At 73.0% G+C, this 21209-nt stretch carries 25 protein-coding genes; 10 read left to right on the top strand and 15 right to left on the bottom strand.

The features are described 5' to 3' along the window. Window positions 1–44: 44 nt before the first annotated feature. From J3P41_RS12540 to J3P41_RS12505, 9 genes are all read right to left on the bottom strand, one after another. Window positions 45–506: an NUDIX domain-containing protein gene (locus J3P41_RS12540; RefSeq protein WP_210650597.1), complete on the bottom strand. Its 462-nt coding sequence runs from the start codon at window positions 504–506 to the stop codon at window positions 45–47. A 148-nt stretch (window positions 507–654) separates the two neighbouring features. Beyond that, window positions 655–1119 (bottom strand): hypothetical protein, encoded by a 465-nt coding sequence (locus tag J3P41_RS12535; protein ID WP_210650596.1) that lies wholly within the window; start codon window positions 1117–1119, stop codon window positions 655–657. 137 nt (window positions 1120–1256) lie between these two features. Then, entirely contained in the window at window positions 1257–2756 is a 1500-nt protein-coding gene (locus J3P41_RS12530) for an HNH endonuclease signature motif containing protein (RefSeq protein WP_210650595.1), read from the bottom strand. Between the two features lie 162 nt (window positions 2757–2918). Beyond that, complete coding sequence (locus J3P41_RS19410) at window positions 2919–2993, bottom strand: 50S ribosomal protein bL37 (RefSeq protein ID WP_369759046.1); 75 nt, start codon at window positions 2991–2993, stop codon at window positions 2919–2921. Between the two features lie 65 nt (window positions 2994–3058). Then, window positions 3059–3343 carry a mycothiol system anti-sigma-R factor gene (gene rsrA / locus J3P41_RS12525; RefSeq protein ID WP_307861971.1) on the bottom strand — a complete coding sequence of 95 codons (285 nt, stop codon included), beginning with the start codon at window positions 3341–3343 and terminating at the stop codon, window positions 3059–3061. Then, window positions 3340–3984: a sigma-70 family RNA polymerase sigma factor gene (locus tag J3P41_RS12520; RefSeq protein ID WP_210650885.1), complete on the bottom strand. Its 645-nt coding sequence runs from the start codon at window positions 3982–3984 to the stop codon at window positions 3340–3342. The genes rsrA and J3P41_RS12520 overlap by 4 nt, the downstream gene beginning before the upstream one ends. 114 nt (window positions 3985–4098) lie before the next feature. After that, the gene (locus J3P41_RS12515) at window positions 4099–4758 is read right to left on the bottom strand and encodes an alpha/beta family hydrolase (RefSeq protein WP_210650594.1); all 660 of its coding nucleotides are present in this window, start codon (window positions 4756–4758) and stop codon (window positions 4099–4101) included. A gap of 10 nt (window positions 4759–4768) precedes the next feature. Further along, entirely contained in the window at window positions 4769–5506 is a 738-nt protein-coding gene (locus J3P41_RS12510) for an SOS response-associated peptidase (protein ID WP_210650593.1), read from the bottom strand. A gap of 33 nt (window positions 5507–5539) precedes the next feature. After that, window positions 5540–6298 (bottom strand): hypothetical protein, encoded by a 759-nt coding sequence (locus tag J3P41_RS12505; RefSeq protein ID WP_210650592.1) that lies wholly within the window; start codon window positions 6296–6298, stop codon window positions 5540–5542. 179 nt (window positions 6299–6477) lie between these two features. On the opposite strand from J3P41_RS12505, the gene J3P41_RS12500 reads away from it, so the two are divergent. The 4 genes from J3P41_RS12500 to rsgA all read left to right on the top strand — a co-directional run bounded on the left by J3P41_RS12500 (window position 6478) and on the right by rsgA (window position 11281). Next, window positions 6478–8325 carry a sigma-70 family RNA polymerase sigma factor gene (locus J3P41_RS12500; RefSeq protein ID WP_210650591.1) on the top strand — a complete coding sequence of 616 codons (1848 nt, stop codon included), beginning with the start codon at window positions 6478–6480 and terminating at the stop codon, window positions 8323–8325. A gap of 73 nt (window positions 8326–8398) precedes the next feature. Then, window positions 8399–8929 carry a DoxX family protein gene (locus J3P41_RS12495; protein WP_210650590.1) on the top strand — a complete coding sequence of 177 codons (531 nt, stop codon included), beginning with the start codon at window positions 8399–8401 and terminating at the stop codon, window positions 8927–8929. 31 nt (window positions 8930–8960) lie between these two features. Beyond that, a complete protein-coding gene (gene aroA, locus J3P41_RS12490) occupies window positions 8961–10280 on the top strand; it encodes a 3-phosphoshikimate 1-carboxyvinyltransferase (RefSeq protein WP_210650589.1) in 1320 nt (439 codons plus the stop codon). Beyond that, complete coding sequence (gene rsgA, locus J3P41_RS12485; RefSeq protein WP_210650588.1) at window positions 10277–11281, top strand: ribosome small subunit-dependent GTPase A; 1005 nt, start codon at window positions 10277–10279, stop codon at window positions 11279–11281. The genes aroA and rsgA overlap by 4 nt, the downstream gene beginning before the upstream one ends. Window position 11282: 1 nt before the next feature. Here rsgA and J3P41_RS12480 read toward each other — a convergent pair whose 3' ends face one another. After that, the gene (locus tag J3P41_RS12480) at window positions 11283–11747 is read right to left on the bottom strand and encodes a DUF2231 domain-containing protein (protein ID WP_210650587.1); all 465 of its coding nucleotides are present in this window, start codon (window positions 11745–11747) and stop codon (window positions 11283–11285) included. A gap of 41 nt (window positions 11748–11788) precedes the next feature. Between J3P41_RS12480 and J3P41_RS12475 the strand changes: the two genes are divergently transcribed. After that, window positions 11789–12697 (top strand): inositol monophosphatase family protein, encoded by a 909-nt coding sequence (locus J3P41_RS12475; RefSeq protein WP_210650586.1) that lies wholly within the window; start codon window positions 11789–11791, stop codon window positions 12695–12697. A 106-nt stretch (window positions 12698–12803) separates the two neighbouring features. After that, window positions 12804–13175, top strand: coding sequence for an FKBP-type peptidyl-prolyl cis-trans isomerase (locus J3P41_RS12470; RefSeq protein ID WP_210650585.1), 372 nt, complete (start codon window positions 12804–12806; stop codon window positions 13173–13175). Window positions 13176–13189: 14 nt separating this feature from the next. On the opposite strand, the gene J3P41_RS12465 is transcribed toward J3P41_RS12470, so the two are convergent. Continuing rightward, window positions 13190–13864: a response regulator transcription factor gene (locus J3P41_RS12465; RefSeq protein ID WP_307861970.1), complete on the bottom strand. Its 675-nt coding sequence runs from the start codon at window positions 13862–13864 to the stop codon at window positions 13190–13192. Beyond that, entirely contained in the window at window positions 13861–15057 is a 1197-nt protein-coding gene (locus J3P41_RS12460; protein WP_210650583.1) for a sensor histidine kinase, read from the bottom strand. Before J3P41_RS12460 ends, J3P41_RS12465 begins: the two co-directional genes overlap by 4 nt. Before the next feature lie 151 nt (window positions 15058–15208). On the opposite strand from J3P41_RS12460, the gene J3P41_RS12455 reads away from it, so the two are divergent. After that, a complete protein-coding gene (locus tag J3P41_RS12455) occupies window positions 15209–16105 on the top strand; it encodes an ABC transporter ATP-binding protein (RefSeq protein WP_210650582.1) in 897 nt (298 codons plus the stop codon). Further along, window positions 16102–16908: a hypothetical protein gene (locus J3P41_RS12450; RefSeq protein WP_210650581.1), complete on the top strand. Its 807-nt coding sequence runs from the start codon at window positions 16102–16104 to the stop codon at window positions 16906–16908. Before J3P41_RS12455 ends, J3P41_RS12450 begins: the two co-directional genes overlap by 4 nt. A gap of 15 nt (window positions 16909–16923) precedes the next feature. On the opposite strand, the gene J3P41_RS12445 is transcribed toward J3P41_RS12450, so the two are convergent. Together J3P41_RS12445 and J3P41_RS12440 are read right to left on the bottom strand one after the other, a co-directional pair. Further along, window positions 16924–17175, bottom strand: a complete 252-nt coding sequence (locus tag J3P41_RS12445; RefSeq protein ID WP_210650580.1) for an RNA-binding S4 domain-containing protein — start codon at window positions 17173–17175, stop codon at window positions 16924–16926. A gap of 38 nt (window positions 17176–17213) precedes the next feature. Continuing rightward, window positions 17214–18500, bottom strand: coding sequence for a DUF445 domain-containing protein (locus tag J3P41_RS12440; RefSeq protein ID WP_210650579.1), 1287 nt, complete (start codon window positions 18498–18500; stop codon window positions 17214–17216). Between the two features lie 37 nt (window positions 18501–18537). Here J3P41_RS12440 and J3P41_RS12435 point away from each other — a divergent pair, with 37 nt between their 5' ends. Together J3P41_RS12435 and J3P41_RS12430 are read left to right on the top strand one after the other, a co-directional pair. Next, window positions 18538–18933, top strand: coding sequence for an adenylyltransferase/cytidyltransferase family protein (locus tag J3P41_RS12435; RefSeq protein WP_210650578.1), 396 nt, complete (start codon window positions 18538–18540; stop codon window positions 18931–18933). A gap of 80 nt (window positions 18934–19013) precedes the next feature. Further along, on the top strand, window positions 19014–20591 hold the full coding sequence (locus J3P41_RS12430) for an MXAN_6640 family putative metalloprotease (RefSeq protein WP_210650577.1): 1578 nt from the start codon (window positions 19014–19016) through the stop codon (window positions 20589–20591). On the opposite strand, the gene J3P41_RS12425 is transcribed toward J3P41_RS12430, so the two are convergent. Continuing rightward, window positions 20578–21189, bottom strand: a complete 612-nt coding sequence (locus tag J3P41_RS12425) for a TetR/AcrR family transcriptional regulator (protein WP_210650576.1) — start codon at window positions 21187–21189, stop codon at window positions 20578–20580. The two genes, J3P41_RS12430 and J3P41_RS12425, sit on opposite strands and share 14 nt — an antisense overlap. Window positions 21190–21209: the final 20 nt, after the last annotated feature.

Here is a 21209-nt window from a genome sequence, read left to right as displayed (position 1 = left end):
CGTTACGGTCGACGCTCCTTCAAGGCGAGAACCCTGACGACGAGTTAGATCCAGCCGAGGGCTGCGAAGGTGCTCCTGGCGAAGTCGCCGATGATGGGCTGGTCGAGTTCGCCGCGCGCGAACCAGCGCACTTGGTCGACCTCGTGCCCGTCGGGTGACACGGTCACTTCAGGAGCCAACCGCGCGCTGTAGATGATGCTGACGTAGGCGCACTGGTCGCCGTTGGGGTAGGTGAGGCGGAACTGGGGGCCGCCAATGGCGCCGACCAAGCCAGTGAGTTCGACGTCGGCACCGATTTCCTCCCGAGCCTCGCGACGCGCTGCGTCCGCGGGGGCCTCGTCCTCGTCTACCGCGCCACCGATGGTGCCGTAGGACCCAAAGTCAGTCTGGCGGACTAACAGGACGCGATCGTCATCGTCGATGGGCAGGACCGCTACGGAGGGAAGCAGGAGCAAGTCGTTCCCCACCTTGGCGCGTAGGCGGGCTATGTGGGGCGCAGCAGGCATGACTTCACCCTAGATGCCTGCAAGCAGGCGACGGACGCACCCGCCGCGATGACGCGGATCACGAGCAACCGCATCTCGGCATGAGCGGACGCACGCGTCGCGGGAGATCCGGACGTTTGATGACGGCAGGTCACGCTGGTGGCTCCTGCTAGTCGCTGCCCACCAGATCAACCTGACCGACCTGCCACCAATCGGCGTACTCCGAGATGTTTGCCCGTTGCCGACACTCAGTCCATCGGGCCAGGTTCGCGGCGTCCATTGCGTGGTCCCAATCGCCGTCTTCGCCGAGTGGGACCTCGCTGCCAATGACGTCGACCTCGGCTGAGCCGTCCAAGGGGATGGGCGCATCGCCGTCGCTAATGCGTAGAAAGGTCGACCCGTCGACCAGCGTGGTGCCGAACGGGAACACCGCCAACTGCCCCTTGAAGAGGATGCAACCTGCCTCGACACGAAGGTGCCCGCGACCTGTGCTCCAGATGGTGTCGTTCTGGCCCTCGGGCCTGGTGATCAACGCGACCGCGCTGCCGTTGTCGTCGTCCGCTCCAGTCGTGGGGGCGGACGTCGAGCAGCCGACACACCCGAATAGCACGACGAGGGCGAGGGACCGCTTCATGCGTCGATCCTCGACTTCAACGCGCGCTCGCACCAGCGTTGTCGCCAAATCGAGACCGGGGCGCAGGGCGACAACGCCACCCGCTCCTCGGCAGATCCGCGCGTGCCGGCGGCCCGATCACCGGGTGGGTGTCGGGCTCAGCGGGGCGGTGGGGGTCGTCGGTGGGGTGGGTCGGTGGTGACCTGTCGGCCGGTGGGCAGGGTCCACTGGTAGGAGCCGTCAGGCAGGCGTCGGTAGGAGAAGTCGCCGAACGTCTTGGCGCGGTGGTGGCGCCGGCACAGCGGGGCGAGGTTGTCGGGAGCCGTCTGGCCCGGTGGTCCGCCGTCGTCGAGGGAGACGTACTCGACGACGTGGTCGAGGTCGCAGCGCTCGGACCGGCGGTTGCAGTGCGGGTAGACGCACGTCTCGTCGCGCAGCCGGACGCCGGCAGCCATGCGTGGTGGCGGGTCGTGCCGGTCGACGGCAGACATCGACGCAAGGTCGACGACGGGAGTGACGGTGACCTTGGCGGCGGTGAGCAGCCAGGTGCGGAGCCGGCCCACGAGCATCGGCCCGAGCCGGTCCGAGCGCGCCACACCGCCGGAGTCGGTGCGCCCGGCGTCGAGCAGGTCGCGGTCGGTGACGTGGAGGACGAGCGCCACCTCGCCGTTGCCGGCCGGGCCGCAGTCCAGCTCGCGGCCGGCGCCGACGGCACGGGTGGGGCCGCGGAAGGGTGACGGGGTCGCATGCGCGGCCTCTTCGGCGATGCACACGGCGGGGTCCCGGTGAGGGTCGATGGCCCGGTCGGGGTCGGCGACATCGGCGGCGGCGAGGACCTCGAGGGCCTGCTGCGGGTCGGCAAGCAGACCGACGGCGTGGGCGCGTCGCACTCCCAGGTCACCGTGGTGGCCCAGCGAGAGCATGGTCGAGGCCATGACCGTGACGGTGTGGTCGAACGCCACCGCGTCGGCGGTGTCGAGCGTCATGAACACCGCGCTGGTGCCCGGGGCGCCCTCGTCGTGGTGCACCTCGACCCGGCGCGTCGCCAGCGCGGCGTCGTGGTCGGCGATCGCGCGGTCCGGGTCGGCGTAGAGCCGGGCCTCGTGGACGAGCACGCCGATGCGGTGCGGGTTCAGCCGGCGCGACTGCCAGACCAGCAGCCGGTCAGCGTGTGCCGCTGCCGCCACGTCGAGGTCGCGCGACGCGCGGGCGGCCTCCCGTGCGAGGTGGACCGGGACCCGCAGCTCGCGGACCAGCGCCCACAAGCGCGGGAGGCGGTGCGCCAGGTCCAGGACGTCACCCAACAGCGCCAGCGTCGCCTCATGCGAGCAGTCGAGGACCGCGGCAAGCTCCATCACTGCGAACTCCGCGACCAGCGGTGTCCCCGCACCTGCGATCGGCATCGGCCGCTCCCCGAACAGCGCCGCCGCGCTGCCGGGAGGGTGGATGGTGTCGCAGCGCCAGCCCGCAGCCAGGTCCGGATCGCGGTCGCCCACCACGTGCGCGTGCGCCCAGGCCAACGCCGCTTCGAGCACCTCCACCTCCACCCGGCGCTTGGCCCGCATGGCGGCGACCGCACGGTCCAGCACAGCGACGGACGTCCCGGGGTCGGGCACCCCCGGGCCGGGCGCCGTAGGAGCCGGGGCGGTGGTGGACATGGGTCCAGTCTGGCAGGCAGCACCGACACTCAGACCTCCCGAGAGACGAGGCCCGAGGCTGCTGTTCTCGAACGATGCAGCAGTTGCCCCCACGCGTCCGGGACATGCAAAAGCCCCCGCCGAGGCGGGGGCTTCTACTGGTGCTGACGTCTGTCGAGCGCGTCAGGCGTTGGGGCGCTTGCCGTGGTTCGCGCCCTTCTTCTTGCGAGCGCGGCGCTTGCGTCCGGTCTTGCCCATGGTGGTCCTCCTGGAATCGGTGCTCGGGGCAGTCTCCCAGATCGCCCCGGGCGGAGCGAATCGGCTCAGGCCGGGTCCGAGCCGCCCTCGGTGATCTGGATGCGCACCTCGCGCAACTGGAGCCGGACGCGGTCGCGCAGCGACTCCGGTGCGGCCTCGGCGCAGGAGCGGGCCACGAGCTGCTTGACCGCGCGCTGCAGGTCGTAGCGCTCGAGGCAGGGACCGCACTCGCGCAGGTGCATCTCCACGACGGCGCAGTCGGCCTGGTCGAGCTCGTTGTCGATCATGTAGACGATGCGCTCGATGTAGTCGACGCACTCGTCCTTGTCGCCGTGCTCGTGCGTGCTCACGAGTCGCTCCCCTCGGGCCCGCCCGGGACGGTGGAGGCCGGCAGCAGGTCGTTGGCCCGCACGTAGTCGGCGAGCATGTCGCGCAGCTGGCGGCGGCCGCGATGCAGGCGGGACATCACGGTGCCGATCGGCGTGTCCATGATCTCGGCGATCTCCTTGTAGGGGAACCCCTCGACGTCGGCGAGGTAGACCGCCAGGCGGAACTCCTCGGGCAGACGCTGCAGCGCGTCCTTCACCTCCGAGTCCGGCAGGTGCTCCAGCGCCTCCATCTCGGCCGACCGCAGACCGGTCGAGGAGTGGGACTCGGCGCGAGCGAGCTGCCAGTCCTCGACGTCCTCGGACATCGACTGCTGCGGCTGGCGCTGCTTCTTGCGGTAGGAGTTGATGTAGGTGTTGGTGAGGATGCGGTAGAGCCAGGCCTTGAGGTTCGTGCCCGGCTTGAACTGGTGGAACGCGCTGTAGGCCTTGGCGAACGTCTCCTGCACCAGGTCCTCGGCGTCGGCGGGGTTGCGCGTCATCCGCATCGCCGCTCCGTAGAGCTGGTCGAGGTAGGGCAGGGCGTCACGCTCGAACCGCGTGGAGCGCTCGTCGGAGGTCTCGTCCTCGACGGCGATCTCGACGGGGGCGTCCGGGGAGGACATGTCGTCCTCGAGCGATTCAGTCATCGTCTCCCACAGTACCGCCGTGGGCGCGGGACCGCGCCTCGCGGTCTGCGGTCGGTCGAGAGTCAGTGCCGTCACACCGGTATGAACACCTCACCCGCCGCGGGGATTCCCGACCACCTCACGCACGAGCCATTCGAGCGTCGACTCCACGACGATCCCCATGGCCTCGTCCTGGCTCACCTCCCCGCGCGCCGGCACCTTCAGGCCGTGGTCGCCGCCGGGGATCACCACCATGTCGAGCCCGAGGTGACCGGGGAACTCCTCCGGGCGGCCCATTGGGTCGCGCTCGCCCTGCACCACCAGGGTGGGCAGGCCGACCGAGGCGAGCTCCGGCAGCCGCGTCGGCTCGGTCTGCCCGGGCCGGTGGAGCGGGAAGGACAGGGCCAGGCAGCCGCTCGCGCCGAGGAAGCGCGCCGTGCGCGCCGCCGACCGGGCACCGGCCGAGCGGCCGCCCACGACGAGCGGCGTACGCACCCGCATCGCGTCGGCTGCGCACGTGAGCGCGGCGTCGAGGGTCGGCGGTGCCGTGGCCACCTTGCGTCCAGCCACGCGCCACGGCTGCTCGAACAGGACGACCGAGACCCCCTGGGCGGGCAGCGCGTCGGCCAGCGCCCACAGGTCGCGCGACTCCACGCCGCCACCGGCACCGTGGCTGAGGAGCAGGGTCGCGATGGGTCTCGTCGCGCGTCGCGTGTGCAGCCGCCCCTCGCCGTGGGGAGTGTCGATGCTGCGGATGCTCGCCTTCTTCACGTCGTCGTCCTCACGCCGTGGCCTCGAGGGGCTCCACCAGCTCGGGCCCGTTGTTGCGCACGTTGCTGACGAGGGTCGGGACGGCGTACGCCTCGAGGCGGCCGGGAGCCGCCGGGACGAGCAGCGAGGTGTCTCCGGGATGGGTCGGGTCGAGCCAGTCGTGCCAGCGCTCGCGCTCGACCATCAGAGGCATCCGGTCGTGGATGTGCCCCAGCGAGTCCTCGGCCTGCGTCGTGAGGACGGTGCAGGTCCAGCGGAAGCGGTCGGGGTCGTCGTCGGCCTTCGTCGGGTCGCGCCAGATCTCGTAGAGACCCGCCATCGCGAGCACGCCGCCGTCGACGGGTCGGATGAAGAACGGCTGCTTGACCGGCTTGCCCTTGGCGTTGGTCTGCGACGTCGGGTACCACTCGTAGTAGCCGTCGGCGGGCAGCAGGGCGCGACGACTGGCGAAGGCCTTGCGGAAGGCCGGCTTCTCGGCCACCGTCTCCATGCGTGCGTTGATCATCCGGTTGCCGATGGCCGGGTCCTTGGCCCAGGAGGGCACCAGGCCCCAGGTGAGCACCCGCAGCTGGCGCTGCGGTGGCTCGTCGGACTCCCGCGAAGGCGGCCGCTCGACCACCGCGTAGACCTCCTTGGTGGGCGCGACGTTGTAGTCGGCCGCGAGCGGGCCCGGGATCCGGCTCTCCACGACCTCGAACTCCTCGATGAGGTCGTCGGGCTGTCGTGACGAGGCGTACCGGCCGCACATGCGACCCACCCTAGGGGAGTCCGCTGACGCCGGTCAGCCGCGAGCCAGCTCGTCGAGCAGCATGCCGGCGCTGCCGTCGGTCGACGGCAGGCCCTCGATCCACACCCGGACCGAGGAGCGTCCGGGCCCGGCGGGCTGCGCACTCTCGAGCAGCGTGCGCAGCACCCGCACCCGGCGGCCCAGCCGCTCGTCGCGGCGGGTCAGCACGCCGACCCGGTGCATGCCGAGGCGACCGATCGTCTCGTCGCGAGCGAACGCCGTACGCGCCAGCTCGCCGGCCCGCGACAGCCGCATCGCCCGGGTGAAGTGGTCGCCCGGCTCCTCGGACGGGTCGTCGCCGAAGGGCAGCGCGATCACCACCAGCGCGTGGTCGGCGATGCCCGATGCGTCGTCACCGACCCGGTAGAGCTCCGCCAGCCGGCTGCGGAGGTGCGCCTGGCTGGAGAGACCGGTGAGGGGGTCCTCGCAGGAGAGCTGGTGCAGATAGCCCAGCGTGGTCTCGCTCCACGCCGTCAGCAGCGCCGTGACGACGTCGTACGGCGGGTCGGTGCCGGCGACGATGCGCCAGGTCGCGCGCAGGCCGTCCAGCGTCTCCTGCACGGATGCTCCGTCGCGGGCCAGGTCCTGACCCGCGACGAAGCACACCTCGAGCACGTCGGATCCCGAGACGAGCGCCTCGCCCAGGGCCTCGAACCGGTGCGGCAACCCCGACCGCGTGTCCGGAGGCCCGGCGTCGCCCGTCCCAGGACCGGCAGCCGGCAGTCGCCGCCCGCGCGCGGCGAAGATCTTCATGGCAGCTCCCTCCGGTCGTCGGCCGTGCTCACAGGTGAGACGGGGCCCCTCGCGGGCCATGACGCGGACCGGACCAGGAAATGCGTGATCCCCGCATCGACACCCCCGAGGGCACCGACACGGTCTACAGTCGGAGGCGTCCTGGCACCCGGGCCAGGCTCCTGGAAGCGTCCACCGACATGAGCAGTGCCACCAGCATCGATGCACCGGGCGACGCCGAGCTGATCTCGGCGGTCCGCGGTGGGGACGTCGACGCCTACGGCACGCTGTTCGAGCGGCACGTGGACGCGGCCCGACGCCTGGCCCGCCAGCTCGTGGCGCCCGGCGACGCCGAGGACCTCGTCTCCGAGGCCTTCATCAAGGTGCTCGGCGTGCTGCAGCGCGGCGGCGGCCCCGACGTCGCCTTCCGCGCCTACCTGCTCACCGCCGTACGCCGCCTCCACGTCGACCGCATCCGCGCCACGTCGAGGTGGCAGACCACCGACGACCTGGCGCCCTTCGACCCCGGCGTGCCCTTCCGCGACACGGCCGTCGAGGGCTTCGAGAGCGCCGCCGCGGCGCGGGCGTTCGCCTCGCTGCCCGAGCGCTGGCAGCTGGTGCTCTGGCACACCGAGGTCGAGGGCGAGAAGCCGGCCGACATCGCCCCCCTCCTTGGCATGAGCCCCAACTCCGTCTCCGCCCTGGCCTACCGCGCCCGCGAGGGGCTGCGCCAGGCCTTCCTGACCCAGCACGCCGCCGAGCTGGAGTCGGACACCTGCCGCTGGACGCACGGACAGCTCGGTGCCTACGTCCGCAGCTCGATCTCCCGCCGCGACGGCGCCAAGGTGGAGGCGCACCTCGACGAGTGCCGTTCGTGCATGGCGGTCTACCTCGAGCTGGCCGAGGTCAACTCCCACCTCGGCGGCATCCTCGCCCCGCTCCTGCTCGGTGGCGTGGCCACGGCCTACCTCGGCACCACCCTGGCCGCCGGCTCGATGCCGGTCGGAGTCGGCGCCGTCGTCGGGCGGGTTCGCGACTTCGTCGGCGCCCACGCGAGCGTCGCGACCGTCGCCGGCGTCGCGGCCAGCACCGTCGTCGTGGCGGGCGGCATCGCACTGGGCTTCGGTCGCCCGGACGCGGTGCCCGGCGACCAGGGGGTGCTGCGCGAGCCGACGCCCGCCGTCAGCAGCACGCCGAGCACGGACTCACCGGGGACGTCGCGCCGCCCCCAGCCAGGTACGCAGGGCCGCAGGCCCGCCTCGGCCCTGCCCCCGCCCGGCGACGTCGAGGCCGACGACACCCTGCCCGAGGTGGTCGCGCCCGACGTCCCGACGGACGCGCCGACCGACGTCCCGACGGACGCTCCGCCGCAGGACCTGACCGTGGACCAGGACCCGACCGAGGACCCGGAGCAAGACCCGGACCCGACCGAGGACCCGGAACCCACACCCGACCCGGACCCCACACCCGACCCGGACCCCACGCCGGACCCGGACCCCACGCCGGGCCCGGACCCCACGCCGGACCCGGACCCCACGCCGGACCCGGACCCCACACCGGACCCGGACCCCACGCCCGACCCCGACCCCACGCCGGACCCAGACCCGGATCCCGACCCGGATCCAGACCCCGAGCCCGACCCGGATCCCGACCCGGATCCAGACCCGGACCCGGACCCGGACCCGGATCCGGATCCCGACCCGGATCCCGACCCCGACCCAGACCCGGCCCCGATCGACACGTCCGTGACCGGCACCGTCACCGGCGGCTTCCCGCTGTACCAGGTGCGACTGCAGGTCGCCGGCCTCGCCGCGGGCACCACGGGCCAGGTGCAGGTGAGCGTCGACAGCATCGGGGCGATCAGGTTCGCCGACCGTCGGTGCGACCCGCGGCGCGGAGGCTTCACCTGCGCGGTCGCGGCCGGCGACACCGCTCCGCTGCTGCTCACCCTGGTGGCCCCGCTCGGTGCGTCCCTCACGGCCACCCTGCCCGCGCCCGAGGGCGACACCGACCCCACCAACAACACCTGGCACGCGACGCTGCGCTGAGCCCGAGGTGAGCCGACGGGCGTACCCCTGCGGACGGAGCGCCGGCTCCCGCGGGTCGTGTAGACAAGGGGTCATGACGATCACCCGCTTGCTCGCCCGTCCGATGCTGGCCTCGATCTTCGTCGCCGGCGGCATCAACGCCCTGCGCGCCACCGACGTGCACGCGACGAGGGCCAAGAAGATCACCGACAAGGTGGTCCCCGCCGCGCAGCAGGCCGCTCCCAAGGCGCCGATTCCGACCGACCCGGCCACCCTGGTGCGAATCAACGCCGGCGTCCAGATCCTGGCCGCGGCAGCGCTGGCGACCGGCCGGGCGCCGCGCCTCAGCGCCACCGTGCTCGCCGCCTCCCTCGTGCCGACGACGCTCGCCGGGCACGCGTTCTGGGAGGAGAGCGACCCGCAGGCCAAGGCCCAGCAGCGGCTGCAGTTCATCAAGAACACCTCGATCCTCGGCGGTCTCCTCCTCGCGGGCGTCGACACCGACGGTCGGCCCGGCCTGGCCTGGCGCGCCCGCCGTGCCGCGTCCGACGTACGCCGCGAGGCCAAGCAGGTCGCCAAGGACGCCCGCCGCGAGGCGAAGCTGGCCCGCGCCCAGCTCACCTGATCGGCGCCACCGATCTCGATAGGGTGCGCGGGTGAGTGAGCCTGCTGCCGACGCGACGCCGACCGACCCCTGGCCGGCCCCCCGACCCCACGACCGGGTCGACCGGGTCGTCTCGCTGCCCGGCAGCAAGTCGCTGACCAACCGCGCCCTGCTGCTCGCCGCGCTCGCCGACGGACCGAGCGTCGTACGCCGGCCGCTGCGATCGCGCGACACCCTGCTCATGGCGGCGGCACTCACCGCGCTGGGCACCCGCGTGGAGGACCGCGACGGCGACTGGGCGCTCACCCCCGCCGCGTGGGACCGCGACGCCGACGTGGACTGCGGCCTGGCCGGGACCGTGATGCGGTTCGTGCCGCCGGTCACCGGTCTGGCGCGCGGCACCGTCCGCTTCGACGGCGACCCCCACATGCGGCTGCGGCCGGTGGGCCAGATGCTCGCGGCGCTGGGCGCCCTGGGGGTGCCGGTCGACGACGGCGGCCGCGGCGCGCTCCCCTTCGCCGTGCACGGCACCGGGTCGGTGCCCGGCGGGACGGTGACGATCGACGCCAGCGCCTCCTCGCAGTTCGTCTCCGCGCTCCTGCTCGCCGGCGCCCGCTACGAGCACGGCGTCGACGTACGCCACGTCGGCAAGCCGGTCCCCTCGCTGCCCCACATCGAGATGACCGTGGCGACGCTGCGCCGGCACGGCGTCGAGGTGGACGACTCGGACGCCAACCGCTGGGCGGTCGCGCCGGGACCGGTCGCGGCCGTCGACCACGACATCGAGCCCGACCTCTCCAACGCCGCGCCGTTCCTGGCGCTGGGTGCCGCCACCGGCGGCCGGGTGCGGATCCGGGACTGGCCGGCACGGACCACCCAGCCCGGCGACCAGTTGCGCGACATCCTGGGGCTGATGGGCTGCGAGGTGAGCCTGTCGGACGGCGACCTCACCGTGGTGGGCCCCGAGCGGCTCTCGGGCGTCGACCTCGACCTGCACGACGTCGGCGAGCTGACCCCGGCCGTCGCCGCCCTGTGTGCCCTGGCCGACTCCCCCTCGCACCTGCGCGGGATCGCGCACATCCGCGGCCACGAGACCGACCGGATCACCGCCCTCGCCACCGAGCTCGGCCGCCTCGGTGCCGACGTCACCGAGCGCGAGGACGGGCTGTCCATCCGGCCGGCGCCGCTGCACGGCGGCGTCTTCCGCACCTACGCCGACCACCGGATGGCCCACGCCGGGGTCGTCCTGGGCCTCGCGGTCGACGGCGTCCTGGTCGAGGACGTCGCCACCACGGCCAAGACGTTCCCCGACTTCGCCGCCGCGTGGACCCGGGCCGTGCACGGCACCCCCACCTCCGGGGCCGCGTCGTGACGGGGCGCTACTCCGAGCACGACCACGAGCACTACGAACGGCCGCGGCGCCGCACGCGCCCGCGCACCAAGGACCGGCCCAGCTACGACGACGCCGTCGACGGCCGCGTCGTCACCGTCGACCGCGGCCGGTTCACGCTGCTGGTCGGGGGTGAGCGGGTGATGGCGATGAAGTCGCGCCCGCTGGGCCGCAAGGGCGTCGTGGTGGGCGACCACGTGCGCGTGGTCGGCGACACCTCCGGCGCCGACGGGTCGCTGGCGCGGATCGTCGAGGTGGTGCCGCGCACCACCACCCTGCGCCGCACCGCCGACGACGACGACCCCGTCGAGCGGGTGATCGTCTCCAACGCCGACCAGCTCGTCGTGGTCACCGCGCTCGCCGACCCCGAGCCGCGGCCCCGGCTGATCGACCGCGCGCTCGTCGCGGCGTACGACGCCGGCATGACGCCGCTGCTGTGCCTGACCAAGGCCGACCTGGCCGACCCGGAGACGCTGCTGTCGACGTACCGCTCGCTGGGCGTGCCGTGGGTCGTCACCCAGCTCAGGGGCGAGGGCGCCGGCGACCTCACCGAGCTGCGCGATCGCCTGCGCGGGCGCACCAGCGTGCTGGTGGGGCACAGCGGGGTCGGCAAGTCCACCCTCGTCAACGCGCTCGTGCCCGACGCGGGCCGCGAGGTCGGCATCGTCAACGCGGTCACCGGGCGCGGGCGGCACACCTCCACCAGTGCCTACCTGCTCGAGCTGCCCGACGGCGACGGCTGGATCATCGACACCCCCGGCATCCGCTCGTTCGGGCTGGCGCACGTGGAGCCGGCGACGCTGATCGAGGCCTTCCCCGACCTCGACGAGATGACCGAGGACTGCCCGCGAGGCTGCACGCACGGCAGCGAGGAGCCGGAGTGCGGGCTCGACGTGGCGGTCGCGGCCGGCCAGGCCGACCCCGACCGCGTGGAGTCGTTCCGCCGGCTGCTCGCCGCGCGCGAGGGCGCGACGGACTGGTAGGTCAGGCGCCCCAGACGGCCTGGGCGCCGGAGTCGCCGGCGAGGTAGATGGTCACCACGAGGCCGACCGCACCGACCGCGAGGAGCAGCATGGCGGGGATGCCGAGCCGCGTCTCGCGCGCACCCCTGCCCGACGCCAGCGCCGAGGTCCCCCCGAGCGCCCACGCCGCGAACCCGGCCACGGCGACGTAGCCGAGGGCCCACAGCCTCAACAGCTCGCCGTCCTCCTCGTGCTCGGCCACGATCGGCGCCAGCTCCGGCCGCGCGGCGAGGAGGTCCTCCCCCGCCGCGACGGCGACGAGGGTGGCGACGGCGGTGGCGACGGCCAGCACCACGAGCGGCCAGCGCAGCAGCCAGCGCCACCTCGGGACGAACGCGTACGCGAGTCCGGTGAGGGCGCCGAGGGGACCGAGGACGACCACCGCGTGCACCACGAGCGGGTGCAGCGGCACTCCGTTGAGCTCCATGCGTGCACAGTAGGACCCGTTGCTGGGAATAGCCTGTGAACATGCCCCTCACCGGACCGTCCCGCGCGAACGGCTCGATCGACTACACCGACGACCTCCGGCTGGCCCACCTGCTGGCCGACGACGCGGACTCGTTGACCCTCGCCCGCTTCAAGGCCCTCGACCTGCACGTGATGAGCAAGCCGGACCTCACGCCCGTGACCGACGCCGACAGGGCCGTCGAGGAGAGCATCCGCCGCACCCTGTCGCGGGTCCGCTCGCGCGACGCCGTCACCGGCGAGGAGCAGGGCAGCACTGGCCACAGCCAGCGGCGCTGGATCGTCGACCCGATCGACGGGACCAAGAACTACGTGCGCGGCGTCCCGGTGTGGGCGACGCTGATCGCCCTGGCCGTCGACGACGAGGTGGTGCTCGGCGTGGTGTCGGCGCCCCAGCTGCAGCGACGGTGGTGGGCCTCGGCCGGCCACGGCGCCTGGACGGGGCGTTCCCTGCTCAAGGCCACCAGGTGCGAGGTGTCCGACGTACGCCGCCTCGAGGACGCCTCGCTGAGCTACTCCTCGCTGTCCGGGTGGGACGAGCGCGACCGGCTCGACGACTTCGTGTCGCTGACCCGGCGGTGCTGGCGCACCCGCGCGTACGGCGACTTCTGGTCCTACATGCTGCTTGCCGAGGGCGCCGTGGACATCGCCGCCGAGCCCGAGCTGGCCGTCTACGACATGGCCGCCCTCGACGTGATCGTGCGCGAGGCCGGCGGCCGGTTCACCTCCCTCGACGGCACCGACGGACCGTGGGGCGGCAACGCGCTGGCCACCAACGGCCACCTCCACGAGGCGGCCCTCTCCTTCCTCGGGGCGCTGGGCGACGACGACCTCGACCCCGACGTGCCGCGACGCGGCCCCGGCACGGTGAGCAGCCTGCGCGAGCGGCAGGCGCCGCCCGTCCTCGACTGAGCAGGTGACCGAGGACGTCGGCCGCACGCAGCTTGGCTACGGTGGCAGTCCGGCAGGCGACACCCGCCGACCGGACCCGTCCACCCGCAGCAACCGAGGAGCAACCGTGAGCCAGAAGCCTGACGTCGACCCCCACCTGGGCGAGGCGCCCGCCGACCTCGAGGTCACCGACCTCGTGGAGGGCGACGGAGCCGAGGCCACGGCCGGCTCGACCGTCTCGGTCCACTACGTGGGCGTCGCCCACTCCACCGGCGAGGAGTTCGACGCCTCCTACAACCGCGGCACCCCGCTGCAGTTCCGCCTCGGCATCGGCCAGGTCATCTCCGGCTGGGACACCGGCGTGCAGGGCATGAAGGTCGGCGGCCGGCGTCGCCTGGTCATCCCGCCGCACCTCGGCTACGGCGACCGTGGCGCCGGCGGTGCGATCGCCCCCGGCGAGACGCTGATCTTCGTCGTCGACCTGCTCGAGGTGCGCTAGCCGCTCCGCGCCGCTCAGGCCTGGGCGTCGTGGACCAGGATCGCCACCTGCACCCGGTTCTCGACGCCCAGCTTGGTGAACAGCCGCCCGACGTGCGTCTTCACCGTGGGTACGCCCATGTAGAGCTCGGCCGCGATCTCGGCGTTGCTCAGGCCGCGGGCGACGCCGAGCGCGACGTCGCGCTCCCGCTCGGTGAGCAGCTCCAACGCGGCCTGCGCGGCCCGGGCGCGGTCCCGCGCCTGCGAGGCGGACCCGTCGCTGGTGACGGCCGCGATCAGCTGCGCGGTCACGCTCGGGGACAGCATCGGCTGGCCCGAGGCCACGGTCCGGATCGCCTCGACGAGACGAGCCGGCGGCGTGTCCTTGAGCAGGAAGCCGGCCGCCCCGATGCGCAGCGCGCGCAGCACCATGTCGTCGGTGTCGAAGGTCGTCAGCACGATGACCTTGAGGTCCGGGTGCGTCCGGCGCAGCTCCTCGGTCGCGCTGAGCCCGTCGCGCACCGGCATCCGGATGTCCATCAGGACCACGTCGGCGCCCGAGGTCGGCACCACCCGCAGGGCTTCCTCGCCGTCCTCGGCCTCCGCCACGACGGTGATCCCGGAGCTGCCGCCGAGCATCATCTTGAGGGCCGCGCGCACCATCGGGTCGTCGTCGACGACGGCGAGGCGGATCGGCTGGGACTCGCTCACGACTCCCACGGTATCCATGCCCGGACCTCGTAGCCGCCGGTGGCGTCCACGCCGTGACTGATGCTGCCACCGGCGAGCGCGGCCCGCTCGGCGAGACCGAGCAGGCCGAGCCCCGACGCCGGCAGCTGCGGTGCGGCGGCCGGACCCACGGGGGCCGCGTTGCGCACCACGATGGTGAGTCCGTCGGCCGGGGTCCCCTCGATGTCGACCGTGACGGCGGTGCCCGGGGCGTGCTTGCGCACGTTGGTCAGCGCCTCCTGCACGATCCGGTACGCCGTGCGTCCCGTCGTGGCGGGCACGCCGTCGGCCACCCGGTGCGACAGGCGTACGCGCATCCCGCCGTGCGCCTGCTCCTCCACCAGCGCCGCCACGTCGTCGATGCCGGGCTGGGGGCGCTCCGGCGTCGCGTCCGTCGGCTGCAGCGGGTCGCGCAGGACGCCGAGGACCGCCCGCAGGTCCGACAGGGCTCGGTGCGCGTTGTCCTCGATCGACCGCGCCGCCGTCGCCTGGTCCTCCGCGGTGAGGTCGGTGCGGTAGCTCAGCGTCCCGGCGTGCATGGCGATCAGCGAGATGCGGTGCGCGAGCACGTCGTGCATCTCCCGGGCGATCCGGGTGCGCTCGGCGGCGCGCGCCTGGGCGACCCGGGCCAGCTGCTCGCGCTCCGCGGTGAGCGCCCGGTCGCGGTAGGAGTCGAGCAGCTCACGCTGGGAGCCCATGGCGTAGCCCGTGGCGACCAGGATCCCGGTGACGAGCACCCCGAACGCGAGCGAGGCCCACAGCGGAAGCGTCTCCTCGGACAGGCCGAGGCGCTCCTGCACGATGCCGGCGACCACGCTGATCGGCACCACGACGGCCAGCAACCGCCACCGGCGGTGGGAGGCGATGGAGCCGACGATCCACGAGGCCGGCCCGGCGCTGGCGATGGAGACGAACGAGAACAGGCTGAGCACCACCGCGACGAGCGCGGGTCGCCGGTGGCGCCACCGGATGAGCACGAACGAGACCAGCCCCAGCAGCGGGTCGCCGACGAGGAACCACGCCAGCGCCGGGTCCCAGGACCGCTCCGCGGCTCCGACCAGCACGGTGCCCCACCCGAAGAGGCTGATCGTCGCCGCCAGCGCGTAGCGCCACAGCGCGGCCATCCGACCCGGCCGGCGGACGTCCCCGGGGCGTACGTCCTCCCCCTGTCGCATGCGCCGAGGGTAGAGGTTGTCGGACGCGACCGACGTCAGACCAGGGGGTCGACCCAGGTATCGACCCACGTCGGGCGGCGATACCGAGGTCGGACGGTGGCGAGCCCAGCGCCCGATGCCGGTCGCCGTCCGTCTCCCGGAGGCTGGAGCCATGATCACTGTGGAGAACCTCACCAAGCGCTACGGCGGCTTCACGGCCGTCGACGACATCTCGTTCGAGGTGCGCCCCGGGAGCGTGGTCGGCTTCCTGGGGCCCAACGGCGCCGGCAAGTCCACCGCGATGCGGATGATGACCGGCCTTACCCCCGCCACCTCCGGCCGGGCCACGATCTTGGGTCAGCCGTACCGCGAGCTGCACAACCCCGGCCGCCAGGTCGGGGTGATGCTCGACGCCTCGGCGCAGCACCCGGGTCGCACCGGCCGCGAGGTGCTGCGGGTCGCCGCCGTCTCCGTCGGCGTCGGCAAGGCCCGGGTCGAGGAGGCGCTCGCCCTGGTCGGGCTGACCGACGAGGAGGCCGGCCGTCGGGTCCGCAACTACTCCCTCGGCATGCGCCAGCGCCTCGGCATCGCTGCGGCGCTGCTCGGCGAGCCGCAGGTGCTCGTCCTGGACGAGCCGGCCAACGGCCTGGACCCCCAGGGGATCCACTGGATGCGCGGGCTCCTGCGCCGCTTCGCCGACGGCGGCGGCACCGTGCTGCTGTCGAGCCACCTCCTGCACGAGGTCCAGATCGTCGCCGACGACCTGGTCATGATCGGGCGCGGGCGGATCGTGGCGATGGGCTCCAAGGAGGAGCTGCTCAGCCGCGGCGGCACCACCGTGCACTCGACCGACGACGCACGCCTGGCCGGGCTGCTGGAGGCGGCCGGCGTGCCGGTGACCCGCACCGGCTCGGGACTCGTCGTGGACGCCGAGCCCGGCGTCGTGGGGAAGGTCGCCGCCGAGGAGCGCGTCGTGCTCCTCGAGCTGCGGTCCGGAGGCTCCGAAGGCCTCGAAGAGATGTTCCTCGGCCTCACGGCCGCCACGTCGCGCGAAGGAGACGCAGCATGAGCACCGACACCCGCACCGCCACCCCCGCGGTCGGCGGGGCACCGACGCAGTCGGTGTCGCCGGCCGCCCCGCTGGAGGGCCCGCCCGGGGTCCCGTTCGCCCGGACCCTGCGCGCCGAGCTGCGCAAGATGGTCGACACCCGGGCCGGTCGCTGGATGGTCATCGTGATGGCTGCCATCGCCGCCCTGGTCCTCGCCGCCTTCGTCATCTGGGGCCCGGCCGGCGACGCCACCTTCCGCAGCCTCCTGGAGCTCTCCACGCTGCCGCTCGCGCTGCTCCTGCCGGTCCTCGGCATCATGGCCGCCACCGCGGAGTGGACCCAGCGCACCGGGCTGGTCACCTTCACCCTCGAGCCGCGGCGTGGACGGGTCGTGCTGGCCAAGGCACTCGCCGCCCTGCTGCTGGCCCTGGTCGTGCTCGCCGTCGCGACCGCGGCAGCGGCCCTCGCCAACCTGGCCGGGGGCGGCGCCTGGGACCTCACCGCGGCCGTCGCCGGCGGGCTGGTCCTGGCGCTGCTGATCTACGTGCTGCAGGGCGTCGCCTTCGGCCTGCTCTTCCTCAACACCCCGGTCGCCATCGTGTCGGTGCTCGTGCTGCCGACCGCCTGGACGATCGCCACGCAGATCTTCGGCTCGCTGGACGACGTCGGCGAGTGGCTCGACATGGACTCGGTGACCCGGCCGCTGTTCGCTGGGGAGATGGCGGGTCGGGACTGGGCCCAGCTGACCACGGGGGTCGCGGCGTGGGTGCTGCTGCCGCTCGCCGTCGGCACCTACCGCGTGCTCCGGCGCGAGGTGAAGTAGCCGCCCCCACTCCTGTCACCAGGGGACGTCGATCTCGACCTCTCCGGTGGCGACCCGGGCCGCCAGCTCGCCCAGCGTGACCACGTCACCGGGGGCGAGCTGGCGGCCTCGCCGCGTCTCGACCTCGCCGTTGACGGTGACGGCGCCGTCCGCGATTACCGGCTTGGCGTCCGCGCCGGTCTCGACGAGGTTGGCCAGCTTGAGGAACTGGCCCAACCGGATGGACTCGTCACGGATCGGCACGTCGATCGGCTCGGGGGCAGGCATGTGACCAGTGAACCAGCAGGGTCGGCGAACCGGGACGCTCAGTGCACCAGCAGGCTCACGGCGTGGATGAGCACGCCCACCAGCCCACCGACGATGGTGCCGTTGATCCGGATGAACTGGAGGTCGCGTCCCACGTGCAGCTCGATGCGCCGGGCGGCCTCCTTGCCGTCCCAGCGCTCGATGGTGGAGGTGATCACCGTGGTCACCTCGGCTCCGTAGCGCTCGACCACGAAGACGGCCAGGTCCGCAGCGGCACGGTCGAGCCGGTCCCGCAGGGGCGCGTCGTCGCGCAGCCTGACGGCGAACAGGTTGAGCTCGTGCAGGAGCCGCTGCCGCACGGCGCCCTCGCGGTCCTGCACCGAGGCGAGGAGCGCGGACCGCATCGACTTCCACAGCGAGATCGCGGTCGTGACGACCTGCGGGTGCTCGAGCAGGCGGTTCTTGAAGGCCTCGGCGCGCGAGCGTGTCTCCTCGTCGTTGAGCAGGTCGTGGGCCAGCTGGCCGAGCATCGAGTCCAGCGCCTCGCGAGCCCGGTGGTGGGGGTCGTCGCGGATGTCCTCGAGCCAGGCCAGGGCCTGCACGTGCAGCCGGGAGGTGACCGCGTCGTTCAGCTTGGGCGGCGCCCACCAGGGCGCACGCTCCTCCAGCACCCGGGAGAAGGTCTCGGGGTTGTCCAGCAGCCACCGGTGCATCTCGTCGAGGGCGAGGTCCACCACGCCGTGGTGCAGGTCGTCGCGCAGGACCTCCATCAGCGCCGAGCCCAGCAGCGGTGAGATCGGCTCGTCCCGGAACCGCGGCACCAGCGCCTCGGTGACCAGGTCGGCGACGTGGTCGTCGCGGACCTTGCCCAGGGCGATGGCGGCCACGTCGGACGCCTCGTCGACGACGCGGCGGGCGTTGGCCGGGTCGCTGAGCCAGTCGCCGGCGCGCGCCGAGATCGTCGCGGCTCCGACCCGCTCGCGGATGATGTCCTCCTGCAGGAAGTTCTCCCCGACGAACTCCTCCAATCCCTTGCCGAGCTCGTCCTTGCGCTTGGGGACCAGTGCCGTGTGCGGGATCGGTAGCCCCAGTGGGTGCTTGAAGAGGGCGGTCACCGCGAACCAGTCGGCGATGGCACCGACCATCGATGCCTCGGCGCCGGCGTTCACGAAGCCCCACGCGCCGTCGCGGCCGAGCGTGGCGACGTACACGCAGGCGGCGAGGACCAGGAGCCCGACGGCGATCGTGCGCATCCGCCGCAGGCCGCGCCGACGCGCCTCGTCCGCGCCCGGGTCAGGCGTGATCAGCGAGACGCGGGGCGGGGTCGCGGTCGTGGTGGCGGCCATGGGCGTCATCCTCCCCGACCGTGCCACAATGCCGCGCATGCCGCGCACCGTCATCACCTTCGGGACGTTCGACGTCTTCCACGTCGGGCACCTGCGCGTGCTGGAGCGCGCCGCGGCGCTGGGCGACCGGCTCGTCGTCGGCGTGTCCGCCGACGCGCTCAACGAGCGCAAGAAGGGACGTGCGCCGATCTTCAGCCAGCGCGAGCGGCTCGCGATCGTTGGGGCGCTCAAGGTCGTCGATGAGGTGTTCGTCGAGGAGAGCCTGGAGCAGAAGCGCGACTACATCGTCGAGCGCGGCGCAGACGTGCTGGTGATGGGCGACGACTGGGCGGGCCGGTTCGACGACCTCGCCGACGTGTGCGAGGTGGTCTACCTGCCGCGGACCCCGGCCATCTCCACGACGGCGATCATCGAGCACATCGCCGACCTCTGAGCGATCGTCCCGTCCGGGCTGCGGGGGCCGTCGGCGGCCTGGGTTAGGGTCAGGCGAGACTGACAACCACGAGGGGAACCATGCGCAGAATCGTCACCACCGCTGTCGCCGTCGCACTGATCGGCGGCGCGGCGCTCGCGCCGGCCGTCGCGGCGGACACGACCTGGTCGACCGGCGCTGGCGGCGCCGGCGTGCCGTCCCCGGCCGAGGCCCTCGACCTCACGCCGGAGCCGGCGCTGCCCGAGTTCGGTGAGCCGACCGCGTCCGACACGCTCGCCACCGCGCGCCGGGTGCTCGAGGGGGACGCCCGCCCGGCCGACCCCTCCGCGACGCTGGTCCTGCGTGACCTCTGGCTGCGCCGCGCCGAGCTCCGCGGCGCCGAGCGCCGGCTCGCCGACGCCCTGCTCGCCCGCCCCACCGATGGGGTCGGCGACCCTCAGGGCTTTGGCTACACCGTCGCCGAGGCCCCGCCCGTCTGCAACACCCGCATCTGCATGCACTACGTCCCCACCGGCACCGACGCCCCGCCGTCTCCGGAGTGGGTCGCCCAGAACCTCGCGGTCATGGACTCGGTGTGGGCCACCGAGGTCGACCAGATGGGCTTCCGCCCGCCGGTCTCCGACGGCGTCAAGGGCGGCAGCCCGCTCTTCGACGTCTACCTCAAGGACCTCGGCGGCGACATCTACGGCTTCTGCGCCGGCGAGCAGCGGGCCAAGAAGCGCACCGGCTCGGGCTACTGCGTGCTCGACAACGACTTCTCCCCCGCGCAGTTCCCCACCGGGACGCCGGAGGGCAACCTCCGCGTGACCGCGGCCCACGAGTTCTTCCACGCCGTGCAGTACGCCTACGACTACGCCGAGGACCCCTGGATGATGGAGTCCACCGCGACGTGGATGGAGGAGCGGCTGGCCAGCGACGTCAACGACAACCGTCAGTACCTCCCCCGCAGCCAGATCTACGTCCCCTACCTGCCGCTCGACCTGTTCAGCCGCACCGACGGCTTCCAGTACGGCAACTGGGTCTTCTGGGAGCACCTGTCCTCGCAGTACGGCACGAGCATCGTCAAGAAGGCGTGGCAGCAGGCCGGCTCGCTCAAGCAGGACGGCGGCAAGTACTCGCTCACCGCGCTGCAGAAGGTGCTGAAGAAGAAGGGCGGGCTGACCAAGGTGTACGCCACGTACGCCGCCGGCAACCTCACCCCCGCCGCCAACTTCCCCGAGGGCGCGGAGTACCCCGCCCCCCGGGTGCGCGGCGCCAAGGCGCTGAGCAAGAACAAGCGCAGCAAGCGCTTCGCGGTGAAGATCAACCACCTCTCCTCGGCGTCCTACGTCTACACACCGGGCAAGGGCCTCGACGGCAGGAAGTGGAAGCTCGCGGTCGCGGTCAAGGGGCCGCTCAAGCGCACCTCCCCCGCCGCCGTCGTGGTCGCGCACCTGGGCGACGGCACGCGCCAGGTCAAGATGGTCAGGCTCAACCGCGGTGGCGACGGCCGGACCAAGATCGCCTTCGACAACACGAAGGTGGCCGCGGTCTCGGTCACCTTGGTCAACGCCTCGACGCGCTACCGCTGCGGCCAGCGCACGGTCCTGGCCTGCGCCGGCCTCCCGCTGGACGACAAGGCCCGCTTCTCGGTGACGGGACGCGTCACGAAGCGCTGATCTCCAGCAGCGCGTGGAGCGCGGCGACGCACTCCGCGACGAGCACGGACAACGGGACCGGGCGTTCGCCGGTCGGCACTGCCGACCAGGTGAGCGCCCGGTCCTCGGTGTAGGCCCACCACGCACGTACGACGTCGCGCCGCGGCTCCGGCACGCCGAGCGCTGCCACCACCCGGTCGGTGCTGCCCTCGCGGACCGAGTCGACCACCTCGCTGACCCGCGGGTCGGCGACGCCGTGGCCGTGCACCAGGGCGAGGTAGAAGTCCCGGCGGCGCTCGATCTGCTCGATCATCAGCCGGGTCAGCTGCTCGACCTGCGCCTCCCCCGGCAGCTCGTCGTCCGGCGCGGTGGTGCGCAGGAAGCGCCGACCGGCCGCGGCGATGCAGGCGAGGTAGAAGTCGGTCTTGGTCGGGAAGTAGTGGAACAGCAGCCCGCGTGAGATCCCCACCTCGGCGGCTACCTCGTCCATCGAGAGGTCCTGGATCGGCGTCTCGACGATCTTCGCCAGGCCGATCGCGACCAGCTGCCGGCGCCGCTCGTCGGCGCTCAGCCGGCGGCGTACGGCAGGAGCGTCGGCGCCGGGCATGTTGTTGAGCATCGCTCAACAGTGTGCCAAGG

This window comes from Nocardioides sp. SYSU D00065, assembly GCF_017916425.1.
Classification (GTDB): domain Bacteria; phylum Actinomycetota; class Actinomycetes; order Propionibacteriales; family Nocardioidaceae; genus Nocardioides.
Note: the sequence above shows the minus strand (reverse complement) of the source record. Positions and strands in the feature narration are given on the sequence as shown.